Below are 17,522 nucleotides of genomic sequence, written 5' to 3'. Positions count from 1 at the left end.
CAATCTGAGAGACATGACATGGGCCAGGCATTGCGTAAATTCACTGTGGCTGATTATCCAGCTGCGGTGCAAGAACCACGTAAAAAGGTACTTGCCGTTAAAGGGTTAGTTAAAGCATACAAATCACAACACCGAGTTCTGGATGATATCAACTTTGAACTTCATGCTGGTGAATTTGTAGCAATAATTGGTCGTTCTGGTGCCGGGAAATCCACATTGTTGCATGTTTTAAATGGCACCATTCCCAGTAGTGCCGGTGAAATCATTAATTACCATGACAATGGTGATACACAGAATATCGCTGAATTGACGACAAAGCAGATGAGAAAGTGGCGAGCAAAATGTGGCATGATTTTTCAGGATTTCTGCTTAGTTCCACGGCTTGATGTTATTACCAATGTCTTACTAGGCCGCCTCAGTTATACCTCGACACTAAAATCATTTTTTAAAATATTTGCTGAGCAGGATAGAGCTAGAGCCATTGAGTTATTACAATGGCTCAATATGCTGCCTCACGCCTTGCAGCGTGCAGAGAATCTCTCTGGTGGACAAATGCAGCGTGTTGCTATTTGTCGTGCCATGATGCAAAACCCTAAAATATTATTAGCTGATGAACCGGTCGCTTCTTTGGACCCAAAAAATACCACCCGAATAATGAATACATTACAGAAAATAAGCGAGAATGATATTGCTGTGGTCGTTAACTTACATTCTGTGGAATTAGTTAGAGATTATTGCACGAGAGTAATAGGTATTGCTCATGGAAGAATTGTTTTTGATGGTCATCCATCTATGCTCAATGACGCTATTATTCAAGATATTTATAGTGATGAATCAACTGATACTTTGCATTAATTCCCATTTATCCCTTTACCAGAATAGGTTAATTTAATGAAAAAAGTACTTTGTCTTACCTCATTAGTGGCAAGTATGATGGTATTTAATGCCACAGCAGCGGATGCACCAAAAGAAATTAATCTGGGTATTCTTGGCGGGCAAAATGCGACACAACAAATTGGCGATAATATGTGTGTCAAAGAATTCTTGGATAAAGAATTAAACGTAAAAACAAACCTGCATAATGCCTCTGACTACTCCGGTGTTATTCAAGGGTTATTAGGTGGGAAGATTGACTTAGTATTAAGTATGTCGCCTTCTTCTTTTGCTTCTGTCTATATTAAAGACCCTAAAGCTGTCGATATCGTAGGTATTGCGATTGACGATACAGATAAATCACGCGGTTATCACTCAGTTGTAGTGGTAAAGGCCGATAGCCCTTATCAGAAAATTGAAGACTTGAAAGGCAAAGCATTTGGTTTTGCTGATCCGGACTCAACCTCAGGATTCTTGATTCCTAACCAAAGTTTTAAACAGAAATTTGGTGGAACACCAGACAATAAATATAACAATTTCTTCTCCAGCGTGACGTTCTCTGGCGGCCATGAACAAGATATTCTTGGTGTTATTAATGGCCAATTTGATGGCGCGGTGACTTGGGCCTCCATGATTGGCGATTATAATACAGGCTATACCAGCGGTGCATTCACGCGCATGATTCGTATGGATCACCCGGATTTAATGAAACAAATTCGTATTATCTGGCAGTCACCGCTGATTCCGAATGGCCCTATTTTGGTCCGTAGTGCATTGCCTGCTGAATTTAAAGCGCAGTTAGTGGCCGCAGTTAAAAAACTGGATAAAGAAGATCACGGTTGTTTCATTAAAGCGATGGGTGGCAAACAGCATATCGGTGAAACATCACTGAGCGAGTATCAGAATATTATTGATATGAAGCGTGAATTAACCAAAGGCGACCGCTAAGTCGGTTCTGCGGATAAAATATACCCTGCATATTCGAAGTTGCAGGGTATAGCTCTGGCTTGTTTGAGCGATTGCTTTGAGGTGGTAGCTAATTTTGAATACAGACTTTAACCATTACTATCAGCGGATTCGCACTAAGCAAAAACGTGAAACGTTGATTTGGTCATTGACGCTGGCAATTATCTATCTTGGCGCTGGCAGTATTGCTGAGTTTAATTTACATACTGTTTTTGTTTCTATTCCGAGTTTTTTTGATTATCTAGCTGAAACTATACCTGTGCTCCATTGGCATAATTTGTTTGCCGATGGTCATACGGAAGGTTCTTTTGCTTATTGGGGTTACCGCTTACCTATTCAGTTACCGCTGATTTGGGAAACTCTGCAATTAGCATTAGCCTCGACAATCTTGTCAGTTATCGTTGCCATTATTCTTGCCTTTTTGGCTGCAAATAATACCCAAAGCCCTCCTTGGTTGCGATTATCGATCCGCACATTTGTTGCGTTTTTACGTACCATGCCGGAATTAGCCTGGGCGGTGATGTTTGTCATGGCGTTTGGTATTGGGGCTATTCCCGGTTTTTTAGCTTTGGCATTACATACTATTGGCAGTTTAACCAAGTTATTTTATGAATCACTGGAAACCGCATCGGATAAACCTGTGCGCGGTTTGGCGGCTTGTGGGGCTGGAAAATTACAGCGTATGCGTTTTGCGTTGTGGCCACAGGTAAAACCCATATTTCTCTCTTATAGCTTTATGCGCCTGGAAATTAACTTTCGCCAATCAACTATTTTAGGATTGGTGGGGGCCGGCGGAATTGGGCAAGAGTTAATGACCTCAATAAAACTCGATCGCTATGATCAAGTCAGCATGACATTGCTGCTGATTATTATTGTGGTTTCATTGTTGGATTACACATCCGGTAAATTACGCAAGCGAGTCGTGGAAGGAACTTCATAATGTTGACTCATCATCTGACTGCAGGTCAGTTATCAATGCTAAAACAGCAAAATCCACAAATTTTCTTACAGCAAAAACGTTATATCAGATGGATCACAATGATAGCTGTTGGTATTTTTTTATATTACCTATTTTTCTTCAAAACCTTTGGGATTCCTTGGCAAACATTTGCAAATGGTAGTCAACAAATTAGCCGTTATTTTTTACGTATGTTTGTTTGGCATGATTTTATGAATTGGCCATTTAAGTATTATTTCGGTCAGATATTTATTACCTTAGCAATTGTTTTTGCTGGCACACTCACCGCTACACTGATTGCTTTACCCTTGTCATTTCTGGCAGCACGAAACGTGATGTCAACGCCGGGTTTACGTATTATTTCATTTGTCGTGCGCCGTTTTCTGGATATTTTCCGTGGTATAGATATGGCTATCTGGGGGCTGATTTTTGTTCGAGCCGTAGGGATGGGGCCACTTGCCGGGGTGCTGGCGATTATCATTCAAGATATGGGGTTATTGGGTAAACTCTATGCCGAAGGGCATGAGGCAGTAGACAAATCACCCAATCGTGGCCTGACTGCCATGGGAGCCAATGCCTTGCAGAAGCAACGTTTTGGGATATTTACTCAATCTTTTCCAACCTTTTTGGCTCTAAGCCTTTATCAAATTGAATCTAATACTCGCTCTGCTGCGGTATTGGGTTTTGTCGGAGCCGGAGGGATTGGTTTAGTGTATGCCGAAAATATGCGGCTATGGAACTGGGATGTAGTAATGTTTATCACATTAATAATGGTAGTTATTGTGATGGTCATGGATAAGATATCCGCAACATTACGGCGGAAGTATATTCTTGGTGAAGAAATTGCGCTTTATCATCCAGCTAATAATACTAATCCCAAAGCTTAATGTATAGATTGGTTTTTATATTATAAATAGCATCCAATAAATAATAATATTAACTATTATTTTATTTTTGGGTTTTATTTTTGGTATGTCAGCTGTTTTTATCACTAACCAGATTTACATTGAGAAGATCGGCGTTGATCTATACAATACTGCCCGCTAGACGTTAAAGAAGCGTTTTGTTTTTCTTGCGATATTCGCACACGTCTAATCTACATAATAGGAATAGGGCAGTAATATGATCAACAACGATGTGCTCCGTAGTGTTCGCTATATGCTTAACGTTAACGATACCAAGATAACAGAAATCATTAAGCTGGCTGATTTTGAAGTGAACAATGCGGATGTCGTTAATTTCCTTAAGAAAGAAGACGAAGCTGGTTATCAGGATTGCCCTGATCTGGTGATGGCACATTTCCTTAATGGCCTGATTTTCTTTCGCCGCGGTAAAGATGACAAGTTCCCGGCACCCGCGGTAGAACCTGTCATTACTAACAATATCGTGCTCAAAAAACTGCGTGTCGCATTTGAGTTGAAAGATACCGATATGCATGATGTTTTTAATGCTGTTGAGTTCCCTGTGTCCAAACCTGAGCTAAATGCTTTGTTCCGTAAAGAAGGGAGTAAAAACTTCCGCCCTTGTGGTGATCAGGTGCTGCGTTATTTCCTGAAAGGTCTGACATTGCGGATACGTGGTCCTAAAAAATAGAATTAAATATACCGGTCATCTCTCAAATTACAGCTGTGTTGGCTGTCCGTTGAAATCTTTTGGGGATGTCTCGGCATAGCTGAGCAATATAAAAACAGGAATGGCCATTAGCTATTCCTGTTTTTTGTTAATTAGCCGCATACTCTTTGTTAACTTCTGAATTAACCCATTCCAGCTTTTTCATCGTAGTATCTTATTTCCCCCACTGTTGCACTATCTATGCTCGTATATTGCGCATTAATGGTGCAGACAATTAGGCTATATATCAGGCTATTTAACCAAGATATCTATAATCTTCAATTAAATTATTGAGATATAAAACTGGCACGGCGATTGCGCAGAGTAAATCCAATCTTGTGTGTTTTACTCAACGACCAGAGGTTAATGCTATGCAACATCGTAACTTGGTTAAGGTTTTTGCACTTTCGGCTTCGATTATCAGTATGGGGGTGGCATTTGGTACATTGGCTGCAGATACCATTAAAGTGGGTATTTTGCACTCGTTGTCCGGCACTATGGCTATTTCTGAAACCCCATTGAAAGATATGGCTTTGATGAGCATTGACGATATCAATGCTCATGGTGGCGTATTGGGTAAAAAACTGGAGCCGGTTATTGTTGATCCGGCATCTAACTGGCCGTTATTTGCCGAAAAAGCGCGGCAATTATTAACACAAGATAAAGTTGCTGTTGTATTTGGAGCCTGGACTTCAGTTTCACGCAAATCAGTATTGCCGGTATTTGAAGAATTAAATGGCTTACTGTTCTACCCGGTGCAATATGAAGGTGAAGAAATGTCACCGAATGTCTTCTATACCGGGGCGGCACCAAATCAACAAGCTATCCCGGCGGTAGAATATTTATTAAGTGAAGATGGTGGTGCAGCCAAACGCTTTATTTTGTTGGGCACTGACTACGTCTATCCGCGTACAACTAATAAAATTCTGCGGGCCTTCCTGCATACCAAGGGTATTCAAGATAAAGATATTGAGGAAATTTATACCCCATTTGGTTATAGCGATTACCAAACTATCGTTGGCAATATTAAGAAATTCTCTGCGGATGGGAAGACAGCGGTTATTTCTACCATCAATGGTGATTCGAATGTTCCTTTCTATAAAGAATTAGCCAACCAAGGTATTAAAGCGACCGATGTGCCAGTTATTGCTTTCTCTGTCGGTGAAGAGGAGTTACGTGGTATCGATACCAAGCCATTGGTCGGGAACCTTGCCGCCTGGAACTATTTCCAATCAGTCGATAACCCGACGAATAAGAAATTTGTTGAACAATGGAAAGCTTATGCCAAAGCACATAATTTGCCGAATGCTGATACCGCAGTAACCAATGACCCAATGGAGGCGACTTGGGTCGGCATGCATATGTGGGCTCAAGCAGTTGAGAAAGCCAAATCAACCGATGTTGATAAAGTTCGCGCGGCTATGGCCGGTCAGACATATCCGGCACCATCTGGCTTTACGTTAACCATGGATAACACCAATCACCACTTACACAAACCGGTGATGATTGGCGAAATTGAAGCTAATGGGCAGTTTAATGTAGTGTGGCAAACCGACGCCCCGATCCGAGCGCAGCCGTGGAGCCCATTCATCGCAGGCAATGACAAAAAGCCGGATCACCCGGTTAAAAGCACTCAGTAATGGTAATTCTCCGAAGTTAGGTCTAGTTGGCTTCGGAGCCTTTTCGCCAAATATCCGTGATGAGTGAACCTATGAAATCATTAATTCCTGTTTGGGGTTGCACAACTCATTATCTACTTCGGCTAATGCTCGGTTTGTTAATGGGCATATCGGCTCTGGCAACCGCAGGGCCAGCCCATGATTTTGTTGCAGCCAACCGCTCGCAACAAGCCATTATGTTGCAGCAATGGGCAACAGAGCCAGATGTTAGCCGGCTGCCATTATTGCAAGCACTAAAACAAGAAACGTTGGTTATTGATAGTGCGGGGCGGGCTTTCGTCCAAAACAATCAAGTTTTCACACCTTTGGAAGGACAACTACAACCCACTGATACACCGAAAAAAATCTGGCTCAATAATCGGTTACGTATTCTCATTGCTAATGCATTGGCGGCCCAGCGGCTAGTCAGTAAGGATGAAGCGGTGCGTTTGCAAGCGGCGCTGGAATTACAGCAGCAGGCGCAAAGCGATCAATTGCCGTTACTGAATCAGCGCCTGAAATTGGAGACTGACAATAAAGTTAAAGAGGCATTAAGTATCGCGCTGGCTAATTTACAACTCACTGACAGCAATCCTCTGGTGCGGTTGAATGCGGTGCAATTACTGGGGCAATCGGGTTCACCCCAAACTCAGTCACGATTGCAAAGCCTAACAGATATTCATGTAGAGCCTGATGAGCATGTGCGTGCCGCTGCCGCTAGTAGCTTAAAGCAGGTACAAAACCGGCTGATGGTTGGGGATATTATTGGGCAGGTATTCAGTGGGCTATCACTAGGCTCCATTTTATTGTTGGCGGCATTGGGGCTAGCCATTACTTATGGTTTGTTGGGTGTTATTAACATGGCACACGGTGAAATGCTGATGCTGGGTGCCTACTCCGCTTATTTGGTGCAATCCTTATTTCAACACTTTGCTCCACACTGGCTGGCTCTTTATCCCTTGATTGCTTTACCTGTCGCTTTCTTTATTACTGCCGGAATTGGCATGATTTTAGAGCGAACAGTGATTCGCCATCTCTATGGCCGGCCACTAGAAACATTGCTGGCAACCTGGGGTATCAGCCTAATGCTGATTCAGAGTGTGCGAATGATTTTTGGTGCCCAAAATTTGGAAGTTGCTAACCCCGCATGGTTGTCTGGCGGAGTACAGATTTTACCGAATCTGGTCTTACCGTGGAATCGTATTGCGGTTATTGCTTTCGTCGTTATTGTTTTGCTACTCACTTGGTTGTTGCTGAATAAAACTCGTCTCGGATTACAGGTACGCGCCGTGACACAGAACCGTGCAATGGCGGCGTGTTGCGGGGTGGCGACAGGAAGGGTCGATATGTTGGCATTTGGGTTGGGTTCTGGCATTGCCGGTTTGGGGGGCGTTGCTCTATCGCAACTGGGAAATGTCGGCCCGGAATTAGGCCAGGGATATATCATCGACTCTTTCCTGGTAGTGGTTTTGGGGGGCGTTGGGCAACTTGCGGGCAGTGTTGTCGCCGCACTGGGATTAGGGATGTTGAATAAAATTCTGGAACCGCAGATTGGCGCAGTGCTAGGCAAGATATTGATTTTAGTGCTGATCATTTTGTTTATTCAAAAACGCCCGCAGGGTCTGTTTGCCCTTAAGGGCAGGGTGAGTGACTAATGAATCAACCTTTGACGATAACCTTGACGCAGAAAGCCCCTGTTCTCAGCCTGTTACTGAGTGTCTTGGTGGTTATTTTTCTGATTATTTTGCCTTTTTTAGCATTACTACCAGCCGATAATCCGTTGGCAATCTCGACATATACCTTAACTCTTATGGGCAAGATTCTGTGTTATGCGGTAGTCGCAATTGCGTTAGATCTGGTGTGGGGATACGCCGGGTTGCTGTCACTGGGGCATGGTTTGTTTTTCGCGCTCGGTGGTTATGCCATGGGGATGTACTTGATGCGTCAGGCGGCTGGTGATGGTTTGCCTGCTTTTATGTCTTTCTTATCATGGAGCGAGCTGCCATGGTTTTGGAGTGGCAGTCAATATTTCGTCTGGGCGTTATGTCTGATTGTATTGGTACCCGGTTTGCTGGCTTTTATTTTTGGCTACTTTGCCTTTCGCTCAAAAATAAAAGGTGTCTATTTTTCTATCATGACACAGGCACTAACCTATGCGGGAATGTTGCTATTTTTTCGCAACGAAACCGGCTTTGGTGGCAACAATGGCTTCACTGGTTTTACTACCTTGCTGGGTTTCCCTGTATCGGCAACATCTACTCGTATTGCCTTATTTCTTGCCACTCTAGCACTGTTAATTGCCAGTTTAGTGCTGGGATTTGCGTTGGCGCGCACCAAGTTTGGCCGAGTATTGACTGCCGTGCGCGATGCTGAAAACCGACTGACATTCTGTGGTTATGACCCTAAAGGTTTTAAGTTATTTGTCTGGACACTCTCTGCCGTACTTTGCGCTTTAGCCGGTGCGTTATATGTACCGCAGGTTGGCATTATCAATCCCAGTGAAATGTCGCCAACTAACTCTATTGAGGCTGCAATTTGGGTTGCTCTGGGTGGGCGTGGCACTCTGATTGGCCCAGTATTGGGGGCGGGAATCGTCAATGGTGCAAAAAGTTGGTTCACCATGGCAATGCCGGAATATTGGCAATTCTTCCTCGGCTTAATATTTATTCTGGTTACCTTGTTCTTGCCTAAAGGTGTGATTGGGTTATTGCGGCGGGGGAAAGATAAATGAGCCGATTTCAAATTACTGAACAACTGACTTATCCCGAATTCATTGATCAAGAGCCGGGTGTTATCCAGCATGCGGCGGACAAGTATCGTCAACAGCGAGATCCCGTACTGACACTGGAAGATATCAATGTCAGTTTTGATGGTTTTCATGCCCTGCGCAATCTTTCATTGCAAATTGGGGTGGGGGAATTGCGTTGTGTTATTGGCCCGAATGGTGCGGGTAAAACGACGTTAATGGATGTTATCACCGGTAAAACTCGTCCACAGAGCGGCAAAATGCTGTACGACCAGCACCATGATCTCTCGACGATGAATACGATTGAAATTGCTCAAGCTGGCATTGGTCGGAAATTTCAAAAACCTACAGTATTTGAAGCATTAAGTGTTTTTGAAAATCTTGAGCTGGCACAGAAAAGTACCAAAACCGTTTGGGCAAGTTTGCGTGCCAAATTGAACAGTGAACAGCGGGATCAAATTGATGAAACACTGGCTATGTTGCGCTTAAGTGATATGCGGCAGCGTTCAGCGGGTTTGCTATCTCATGGTCAAAAACAGTTTCTTGAAATCGGTATGTTATTAGTACAAGACCCACACCTACTGTTATTGGATGAACCCGCCGCAGGTATGACCGATGCTGAAACCGCTTATACCGCGGAGCTGTTTAATCAATTGGCTGGCAAACATTCATTGATGGTAGTCGAGCACGATATGGGGTTTGTCGAGACGATTGCCGACCATGTGACCGTGTTGCATCAAGGGCAGGTGCTGGCCGAGGGTTCATTGGCAGAAGTGCAGGCTAATGAGCAAGTTATCGAGGTTTATTTAGGCCGTTGAGTCATTCTAACCCTCCTCATTTTGGGGGGCAAAACTGTGGTGAAATATGGCTTGATGTAGACTGACTCAATCAACGAGATGGCTCTAGCGACTAATAATTATCTGGATAATTTGAGGGCAATATATGCTTCAAGTAAATGAACTCGACCAATATTATGGTGGCAGTCATATCTTGCGCGGCTTGTCATTTGAGGCTGCGGTCGGTGAGGTGACCTGCTTATTGGGCCGTAATGGTGTTGGTAAAACGACGCTGCTCAAGTGCTTGATGGGGTTGGTGCCAGTTAAAAATGGCAGTATTACTTGGGAAGGTAAAAATATTAGCAATCAGTCGCCGCATCAGCGGGTGAAAGGCGGTATTGCCTATGTGCCGCAAGGGCGGGAAATATTTCCTCGTTTAACAGTAGAAGAGAATATCCTGTTAGGTCTTTCGCGCTTTCCCGGTTCACAAAGTAAAGCCGTACCCGAGCATATCTATCAACTCTTCCCCGTGTTGCAGGAGATGAAGCACCGCCGTGGTGGGGATTTATCTGGCGGACAACAGCAACAACTGGCGATTGGCCGTGCTCTGGCTTGCCAACCGCGTTTATTAATTCTTGATGAACCCACCGAGGGAATTCAACCCTCAGTTATTAAGGAGATTGGATTAGTTATCAAAAAACTGGCCGCGCAGGGGGATATGGCTATCTTGCTGGTGGAGCAATTTTATGATTTTGCGGCGGAACTGGCAGATAACTATTTAGTGATGTCGCGCGGAAAAATTATCCAGCGAGGACATGGCGTCGATATGGAGCTTGACGGCGTCCGTGCCCTGGTCGCTATTTAAACTATAACCAATTGAAGATACAAGTTATTTTATGGTAGTTGAGTGCTATCAATGGGCAGCGAATCTGATGCGCCCCATTCAGCCCAAGAGCCATCATACAATGATACCGACGATGCATCTGCTGCTGTCAGCCCCAGAGCAACCACTGCGGCGGTAACTCCAGAACCACAACTGGTAATGATGGGTTTGGTTAAGTCGACACCATGGGCTGCAAAAATGCTTGCCAATGCTTGTGGTGATTTCAGATTGCCATTTTCGACCATGCTTCCCCATGGAATATTGATACTGCCAGGGATACGTCCCAAACGCAGGCCAGGGCGAGGCTCTGGTTCTTGTGCCTTAAATCGTCCCGCAGGGCGCGCATCTACAATCTGTATTTCTTTATTTCCTAGAGCGGCTAAAACCTGATTAACATTTTTGACCGCAGCGGCATTGAATGTTGCATTGAATGTTTGTGAGACCGGGCTCACTGGCCCGCTCTCTAATGCAAACCCTGCTTGCTGCCACCCACTGATGCCATTCGCCAAGATGAGTACTTTTTTTGCACCAAAAGTACGAAACGTCCACCAAACCCGTGGTGCAGAAAACAGGTTGCCATCATCATAAATGACCAAAGTATGTTGCTCACTTACCCCCAATTGACCAACCATTTCACTGAATGCTTGAGGAGATGGCAACATATGAGGTAAGTCGGTGCTGTGGTCTGCTATTGCGTCAATATCAAAGTAAACTGCCCCAGGAATATGTCCCTGTTCAAATTCAGCTCGAATATTTCTTTTGGGTATCAATCCCGGTGGTGACATTCTGGCATCCAGAATAATGATTTTGTCATCATGAATATTTTCGGCCAGCCACTGTGGTGTTACCAAGAAAGGTGAGTTCATAGCAAATTACCTGTCGAAATTATAAAGGAGCGACTCAGTGAGCGCTTCATCGTGGTACTCACTATATAACGAAATTACAGTATTGAAACCTTGAGTTATCAGCGATGCGCAAGGCTTCGCAAATTTTGAAATTTATTATTCATTACGTTACATAAAGAAAATAAATAATCTATCAGATGAATTTTGATTCTTAGATATGTGAACTGAATGCCGAGATTTATGCTTTGTTTATGCAAATTTTCATGGGTCTAACAATAATTTTCGTAGCATCTCGCAAAAAGAGTTTTTCATTCCACTATTGCCTTGATGATGAAATTTTAATTTCGTATAACCGTTGACAAGCACAGTCCATTGCCGGGACTTCATCATAAATTGGTAAGGGGAATAGAATGCAAAAAGTTCGAGTTGGCCTCATCGGCACCGGTTATATCGGTCGTTGTCATGCCATTGCTTACGCACAGGTTGCGACTGTTTTTCCTTTAAAGGGGTCGCCAGTATTAGAAATGCTGGCTGAAGTAACACCTGAATTGGCTCAACAGCGTGCTACAGAATTTGGTTTTGCTCGCTCTACTGCTAATTGGCGCGAGCTGGTTGCTGACCCAGATATTGATGTAGTGGATATCTGTGCGCCAAATTTCTTACATAAAGAAATGGCATTAGCGGCTATTAGCCATGGTAAACATGTTTATTCAGAGAAACCGCTAGCTCTTAATGCCGCCGATGCCAAAGAGATGGTTGAAGCAGCAAGAGCAAAAGGCGTAAAAACTCTGGTAGGGTTCAATTATATGAAAAACCCGACCAGCCAATTGGCGCGCGAGATTATTGCAAATGGCGAGATTGGTGATGTTGTACATTTTTACGGTACACATAATGAAGATTATCTTGCTGATCCACAGACACCGTTAGATTGGCACTGTACTAAAGCACAGGCAGGACTTGGGGCATTAGGGGATTTGGCCGCACACATTGTCAATATGGCTCATTATCTAGTTGGCGATATTCTCAACGTATGTGGTGATATGCAGACTGTTATAAAGCAGCGCCCAGACCCACAAAATCCCTCACTGTTGCGAGCGGTAGAAAATGAAGATCAGGCCAGTGCACTGGTACGTTTCGCTAATGGTGCGATGGGAACAATAGAAACATCACGTATTGCCTGTGGCCGTAAAATGGGGCTGACATATGTGGTCACAGGCACGAAAGGCACAATCAGTTATTCTCAGGAACGCATGGCGGAATTACAGCTCTATCGCCATGATGACCCTCAGTCCAGGCAAGGGTTTAAAACATTACTTACCGGGCCGCAACACCCAGATTATGCCGCTTTCTGTGTCAGTGCAGGGCATGGCATTGGATTTAACGATCAAAAAACCGTTGAGATCCGCGATTTGATTAACGGCATTGCAGCTGGAGATCGCATGTGGCCGGACTTCGAAGAGGGCTGGAAAGTTTCTAAAGTATTAGATGCTATTGCGGTCTCAGCCCATGAGCTGCGCTGGGTGAAGGTTTAAATAGACAGTTTTTAGATATACAAAGCGCTTTAAGTTAGTTAGCAGTAGATATTATTAAGCTGATACTGGCCCGAATTATGCCAAGTATGAGTCTTAATATGCCTACTGCTGATACCAAAATTAACCACCGCGTGGCGGGGGCTTCCTATTATGTTAATGAACAGCAGCGGGCGCGGGTAAAACAGCTATCTCGTTCTTGGATGTGGCGTCTGGAACTGCCGACCTGGGCACTGATTGGGGTTATTTACACTGGCTGGTTTGCTTGCGTTATTTATTGGCAACAATTGGGTGCAGTATTGGGTAGCGTGTTACTAATCTTGTTGAGCACGTGGTATATGTCGCTACAACATGAGTTGATTCACGGTCACCCAACTCGGTGGCGGTGGGTAAATCAGTTATTGGGAACTTTGCCGCTAGCGATATGGTATCCCTATGGCCTCTATCGTGACTCTCATATCCAACATCATAGGGATCAGGACTTAACGCATCCGGAAAAAGATCCTGAGTGCTATTACTACACTGCGAAGCAGTGGCGGCATTTTCCCTCACTGTTCAAAAAAATCGTGCGAATCAGCAATACTTTTATTGGCCGATTAGTTGTGGGGCCAGCACTGGATATCATTGATACTATCCGCAGTGCAAGCCGCGCCTTTATTACGGGTGATCGTCCAGCCATCATCATGTGGTTAGCCCATTTTGGACTCCTCAGCTTATTGCTGCATTGGATGGCAGGTTATGGCATCTCTGCAATTTTCACTATTTTAGTGATTGGTTATCCGGCACTTAGCCTGACTAAAGTAAGATCCTTTTTTGAACATCGTGCAGCAGAAAATAGTGCGGCACGTTCAACATTGAATGAAGCGGCATGGCCTTGGCGTCTACTATTTCTAAACCTCAATTACCATCTGGTCCATCATGATTTACCTACTTTGCCTTGGTATGGTTTGCGCCAGATTTATCTGGAAAATCGCGTTCAATATCAGCATCGAAGCGAGCAATTTGTAGTAAACGGCTATACTCAATGGTTTGAGACATATGCTTTTACTGCCTTGGAAATAGAAATTCATCCTTTTTACGATAGTGAAAACAAAACTTCGATAAGCGAACAGCCACACGAGGGGCTTGGTCGCGCTGATAGGCAGCCTGACGCTTCTCAAATAGCCCGTTAAGGTAATAAAACGCAGCACTCATTCTGACGACAAAACCCATAAGTTATTTTCATTTGCCTACAATTTACTGTTGTTATATACAGCTATCTGTGTAATCTTAACCGTAAATTTTGTTGAAAATAGATTTTTTAAATACTTAGCTATCATATAGTTATATGTAAAATTGAGTATTTCGTTAAGCTGGTGTGTTGTGAATAATATATTTAATATCAATTGGTTATTTGGTTTGTTTTGGACTAAATCTAATATGGTTACTGATTTGTTAATGACTGAGAATTGCACATCTTGCTGAGATTCATGTTTTACAGACATTAGCGATTTAACTTTTTCTAACCCTTGGGCACATAGAGGTAAAACATGGCAAAGACCTTAACCCGTAGCCGAGCTTTTGCGCTGGCAGCAATAATGCTGGCTGCAACTGGTGGTGTATCTCAAGCTGCTGATACCGTCCGTGTTGGCTCAAAAATTGATACTGAAGGCTCATTACTCGGCAACATTATTGTGCAGGTTCTTGATGCTAATGGGATTAAAACAACCAATAAATCACAGTTAGGGACGACCAAAGTGGTTCGTGGCGCTATCACTGCCGGGGAGATTGATATTTACCCTGAATATACCGGTAATGGTGCTTTTTTCTTCTCTGATGAAAAAGATCCTGCTTGGAAGAATGCCAAAGCAGGCTATGAAAAAGTAAAAGCATTGGATTATGAAAAGAATAAACTAGTGTGGCTTTCACCTGCTCCGGCAAATAATACCTGGACTATCGCGGTTCGTCAGGATTTAGCCAAAGCGAATAATTTGAAGACATTGGATGACTTAGGTAAGTGGATTAATGCCGGTGGTAAATTCAAATTAGCTGCCTCGGCGGAGTTTATTGAACGCCCTGATGCTTTACCTGCTTTCCAACAAGCATACGGTTTTAAATTGAATCAAGACCAGCTGTTATCGTTGGCCGGGGGGGATACCGCTGTAACAATTAAAGCTGCTGCAGAACAAACCTCCGGTGTTAATGCCGCCATGGCTTATGGTACTGATGGCCCGGTAGCTGCTTTGGGATTACAGACACTGGACGATACCAAAGGCGTGCAGCCTATTTATGCACCAACGCCAATCATCCGCGAGGCCACGCTTAAAGCACACCCAAACATACCTGCTTTACTTGATCCGGTATTTGCCACACTTGATGGCCCAACATTACAAAAACTGAATGCCCGCATCGCAGTCGAGGGGCAGGATGCGAAAAAAGTTGCAGCCAATTATCTGAAAGAAAAAGGGTTCGTTAAAGGATAACGATGAGTATTCGAGTGGCGCTATAACGTTTTGCTTTATAGCGCCATCAAATAAACAGGTAATCGGTTATGGCAACAAAGATTATCTGTCATGGAGATGGATTTTTATGGCTGTAAAAAACCGGGTCCTGCTCGCACTGGTTATATTGCTGGTTTTATCGGGTATAGGGCTTTCTTTTGTTAGTCATGCGCCTAATCGGTTGATCTCAGGTCAGGGGATCTCCTTGTTATCGCTAATAACAGGGCCGGTTTGGTGGGTGTTATTCCCTATATTGATACTATTGGTCATTGCTTTTTGTAAGCAAAGTGCGGTGCTGTATTGGGCCACGGTATTAATGGCTGAAGTATTGTTATTCGCTCTACTGTTACTGGCAGGCACCACAGCCACACAACTTGCTGGGGGCGAAGAGAGTCTTGCTCGCACATCGCTTGGTGGCGGATTCTGGCTGATGAGTGGGATGTGCATATTGATTGCTGTCGATAGCTTGTCTCGTGCCGTTGTAAACCCGGTTTGGCGCAGTTTGGCTAATGTTTTACTGGTTCTACCGGTTGTAGCATTGCTGGTGACTGGGCAACTCGATCAATTATCGTTGATGAAAGAGTATGTGAATCGGCAAGATGTATTTGACGATGCATTATGGCAACACTTACAGATTCTACTCACAACTCTAATCCCTGCCGTCATTCTGGGCGTTCCCCTCGGTTTATTCTGTTTTCGTTCTCAACGCTTTCAAGGCGCTATTTTCTCAACATTGAATATTATTCAAACCATTCCCTCAATTGCCTTATTTGGGTTGCTAATTGCGCCTCTGGCGGGCTTAGCCGCGGCCATTCCATGGCTGGCTGAGCATGGTGTCAGTGGTATCGGGTTGGCTCCGGCGATTGTCGCCTTGGTGTTATATGCCCTATTACCGCTAGTGCGCAATGTCGTTGCCGGGTTAGAAGCGGTTCCTGACAGTGTTGTGGAGTCGGCTCGAGGTATGGGGATGACCCGCAGCCAGTTGTTTTTTCAGGTGCAAATACCCATTGCTATGCCACTGATTTTATCCGGTATCCGCATTATTGCGGTGCAAACAGTGGGGCTGGCTGTTGTTGCTGCATTGATTGGTGCTGGCGGGTTAGGGGCGATAGTGTTTCAAGGTTTGCTTAGCAGTGCTTTGGATTTAGTGCTGCTGGGTGTCATACCCGTGATTGTGATGGCGGTAGTTGTTGATTCGCTGTTTAAATTCATCGTTATTTTTATGGATGCTTCACACCGATGATTCATTTCCATCAGGTAAGTAAATATTTTGCCGGTAAACGGGCTGTAGATAACCTCACGCTACAAATTGCGAAAGGGGAGTTTACTGTGCTGATTGGTACTTCTGGCTCAGGAAAGTCGACCACACTAAAAATGATTAATCGGCTTATTGAGCATGACGAAGGGAAGATCCATTTTGCTGGTGAAGAAATCCGTAATTATAAACCAGAAGATCTACGGCGGCGGATGGGTTATGCCATTCAATCTATAGGTCTATTCCCTCACTGGACAGTTGAGCGCAATATTGCCACCGTGCCACAGTTGCTGAAATGGCCTCCTGAGCGCATTCGCCAGCGAGTTATTGAGCTACTAGAGCTGCTTCATCTGGATCCAGAACAATTCCTGCATCGTTATCCTCATCAACTTTCTGGCGGGCAGCAACAGCGGGTTGGTGTTGCCCGCGCTTTAGCCGCAGATCCCGAAGTATTATTGATGGATGAGCCATTTGGAGCATTAGATCCGGTGACGCGCTCGGCATTGCAATTTGAAATTACGCGCATTCACCAACTGTCTGGCCGAACTATTGTTCTGGTTACTCATGATATTGATGAGGCTTTAAGTCTGGCAGATCGTATAGTTTTGATGGATGAGGGAAGAGTTATCCAGCAAGGAACACCTCTTGAAATGTTAACCCAGCCAGCAAATGACTTTGTCCGTGACTTCTTTGGTCGCAGTGATCTAGGCATTAAATTATTATCACTGGGTTGGGCGGAGCAACGAGTCAGACGCGGCGAGACTCTGGTAGGGCAGCCGATATTGGCTACAACTAGTCTACGTGAGGCTCTTTCTCTGTTTGTCTCTCGCCAGACAGATAAATTGCCTGTTGCTGATGAGCATGGGCAATTATTAGGAGTGCTCTATTTTGCCGATCTTATCGCGGATGCAGATAAGGGGGGAGTGTGAAACCGACTGCTGC

The 17,522-nt window shown here is 44.2% G+C and carries 16 protein-coding genes; 15 read left to right on the top strand and 1 reads right to left on the bottom strand.

All coding sequences use genetic code 11. The features are described from left to right. Positions 1–18 precede the first annotated feature (18 nt). The 10 genes from phnC (at position 19) to urtE (ending at position 10,453) form a co-directional block, all read left to right on the top strand. The gene (gene phnC, locus FTA96_RS08945) at positions 19–855 is read left to right on the top strand and encodes a phosphonate ABC transporter ATP-binding protein (protein WP_050122377.1); all 837 of its coding nucleotides are present in this window, start codon (positions 19–21) and stop codon (positions 853–855) included. Positions 856–891: 36 nt separating this feature from the next. Continuing rightward, a complete protein-coding gene (phnD, locus tag FTA96_RS08940) occupies positions 892–1,821 on the top strand; it encodes a phosphonate ABC transporter substrate-binding protein (protein WP_050107666.1) in 930 nt (309 codons plus the stop codon). A gap of 94 nt (positions 1,822–1,915) precedes the next feature. Next, complete coding sequence (gene phnE / locus FTA96_RS08935) at positions 1,916–2,779, top strand: phosphonate ABC transporter, permease protein PhnE (RefSeq protein WP_050107664.1); 864 nt, start codon at positions 1,916–1,918, stop codon at positions 2,777–2,779. After that, complete coding sequence (gene phnE, locus FTA96_RS08930) at positions 2,779–3,684, top strand: phosphonate ABC transporter, permease protein PhnE (RefSeq protein WP_145573623.1); 906 nt, start codon at positions 2,779–2,781, stop codon at positions 3,682–3,684. Before phnE (FTA96_RS08935) ends, phnE (FTA96_RS08930) begins: the two co-directional genes overlap by 1 nt. A gap of 235 nt (positions 3,685–3,919) precedes the next feature. Further along, positions 3,920–4,390: a YehS family protein gene (locus tag FTA96_RS08925; protein ID WP_025377712.1), complete on the top strand. Its 471-nt coding sequence runs from the start codon at positions 3,920–3,922 to the stop codon at positions 4,388–4,390. Between the two features lie 389 nt (positions 4,391–4,779). Further along, positions 4,780–6,048: an urea ABC transporter substrate-binding protein gene (urtA, locus tag FTA96_RS08920; RefSeq protein ID WP_145573622.1), complete on the top strand. Its 1,269-nt coding sequence runs from the start codon at positions 4,780–4,782 to the stop codon at positions 6,046–6,048. A gap of 71 nt (positions 6,049–6,119) precedes the next feature. Next, complete coding sequence (gene urtB, locus FTA96_RS08915) at positions 6,120–7,721, top strand: urea ABC transporter permease subunit UrtB (RefSeq protein ID WP_145536283.1); 1,602 nt, start codon at positions 6,120–6,122, stop codon at positions 7,719–7,721. Next, positions 7,721–8,797, top strand: coding sequence for an urea ABC transporter permease subunit UrtC (gene urtC / locus FTA96_RS08910; RefSeq protein WP_050107656.1), 1,077 nt, complete (start codon positions 7,721–7,723; stop codon positions 8,795–8,797). The genes urtB and urtC overlap by 1 nt, the downstream gene beginning before the upstream one ends. Beyond that, positions 8,794–9,630, top strand: a complete 837-nt coding sequence (gene urtD, locus FTA96_RS08905; protein WP_050122370.1) for an urea ABC transporter ATP-binding protein UrtD — start codon at positions 8,794–8,796, stop codon at positions 9,628–9,630. The genes urtC and urtD overlap by 4 nt, the downstream gene beginning before the upstream one ends. A gap of 124 nt (positions 9,631–9,754) precedes the next feature. After that, a complete protein-coding gene (gene urtE / locus FTA96_RS08900; protein WP_145573620.1) occupies positions 9,755–10,453 on the top strand; it encodes an urea ABC transporter ATP-binding subunit UrtE in 699 nt (232 codons plus the stop codon). 29 nt (positions 10,454–10,482) lie between these two features. Here urtE and sseA read toward each other — a convergent pair whose 3' ends face one another. Continuing rightward, positions 10,483–11,337 (bottom strand): 3-mercaptopyruvate sulfurtransferase, encoded by an 855-nt coding sequence (gene sseA, locus FTA96_RS08895; protein ID WP_050135983.1) that lies wholly within the window; start codon positions 11,335–11,337, stop codon positions 10,483–10,485. Between the two features lie 389 nt (positions 11,338–11,726). Between sseA and FTA96_RS08890 the strand changes: the two genes are divergently transcribed. The 5 genes from FTA96_RS08890 to FTA96_RS08870 all read left to right on the top strand — a co-directional run bounded on the left by FTA96_RS08890 (position 11,727) and on the right by FTA96_RS08870 (position 17,509). Next, entirely contained in the window at positions 11,727–12,848 is a 1,122-nt protein-coding gene (locus tag FTA96_RS08890; protein ID WP_050107647.1) for a Gfo/Idh/MocA family protein, read from the top strand. 98 nt (positions 12,849–12,946) lie between these two features. Continuing rightward, the gene (locus FTA96_RS08885; RefSeq protein ID WP_050145060.1) at positions 12,947–14,017 is read left to right on the top strand and encodes a fatty acid desaturase; all 1,071 of its coding nucleotides are present in this window, start codon (positions 12,947–12,949) and stop codon (positions 14,015–14,017) included. A gap of 357 nt (positions 14,018–14,374) precedes the next feature. Beyond that, complete coding sequence (gene osmF / locus FTA96_RS08880; RefSeq protein WP_050122363.1) at positions 14,375–15,307, top strand: glycine betaine ABC transporter substrate-binding protein OsmF; 933 nt, start codon at positions 14,375–14,377, stop codon at positions 15,305–15,307. Positions 15,308–15,413: 106 nt separating this feature from the next. Then, positions 15,414–16,568, top strand: coding sequence for an ABC transporter permease (locus tag FTA96_RS08875; protein WP_050122362.1), 1,155 nt, complete (start codon positions 15,414–15,416; stop codon positions 16,566–16,568). After that, positions 16,565–17,509 carry an ABC transporter ATP-binding protein gene (locus tag FTA96_RS08870; RefSeq protein ID WP_050122360.1) on the top strand — a complete coding sequence of 315 codons (945 nt, stop codon included), beginning with the start codon at positions 16,565–16,567 and terminating at the stop codon, positions 17,507–17,509. Before FTA96_RS08875 ends, FTA96_RS08870 begins: the two co-directional genes overlap by 4 nt. Positions 17,510–17,522: the final 13 nt, after the last annotated feature.

It is taken from the genome of Yersinia alsatica (assembly GCF_902170305.1).
Taxonomy (GTDB): Bacteria; Pseudomonadota; Gammaproteobacteria; order Enterobacterales; family Enterobacteriaceae; genus Yersinia; species Yersinia alsatica.
Note: the sequence above shows the minus strand (reverse complement) of the source record. Positions and strands in the feature narration are given on the sequence as shown.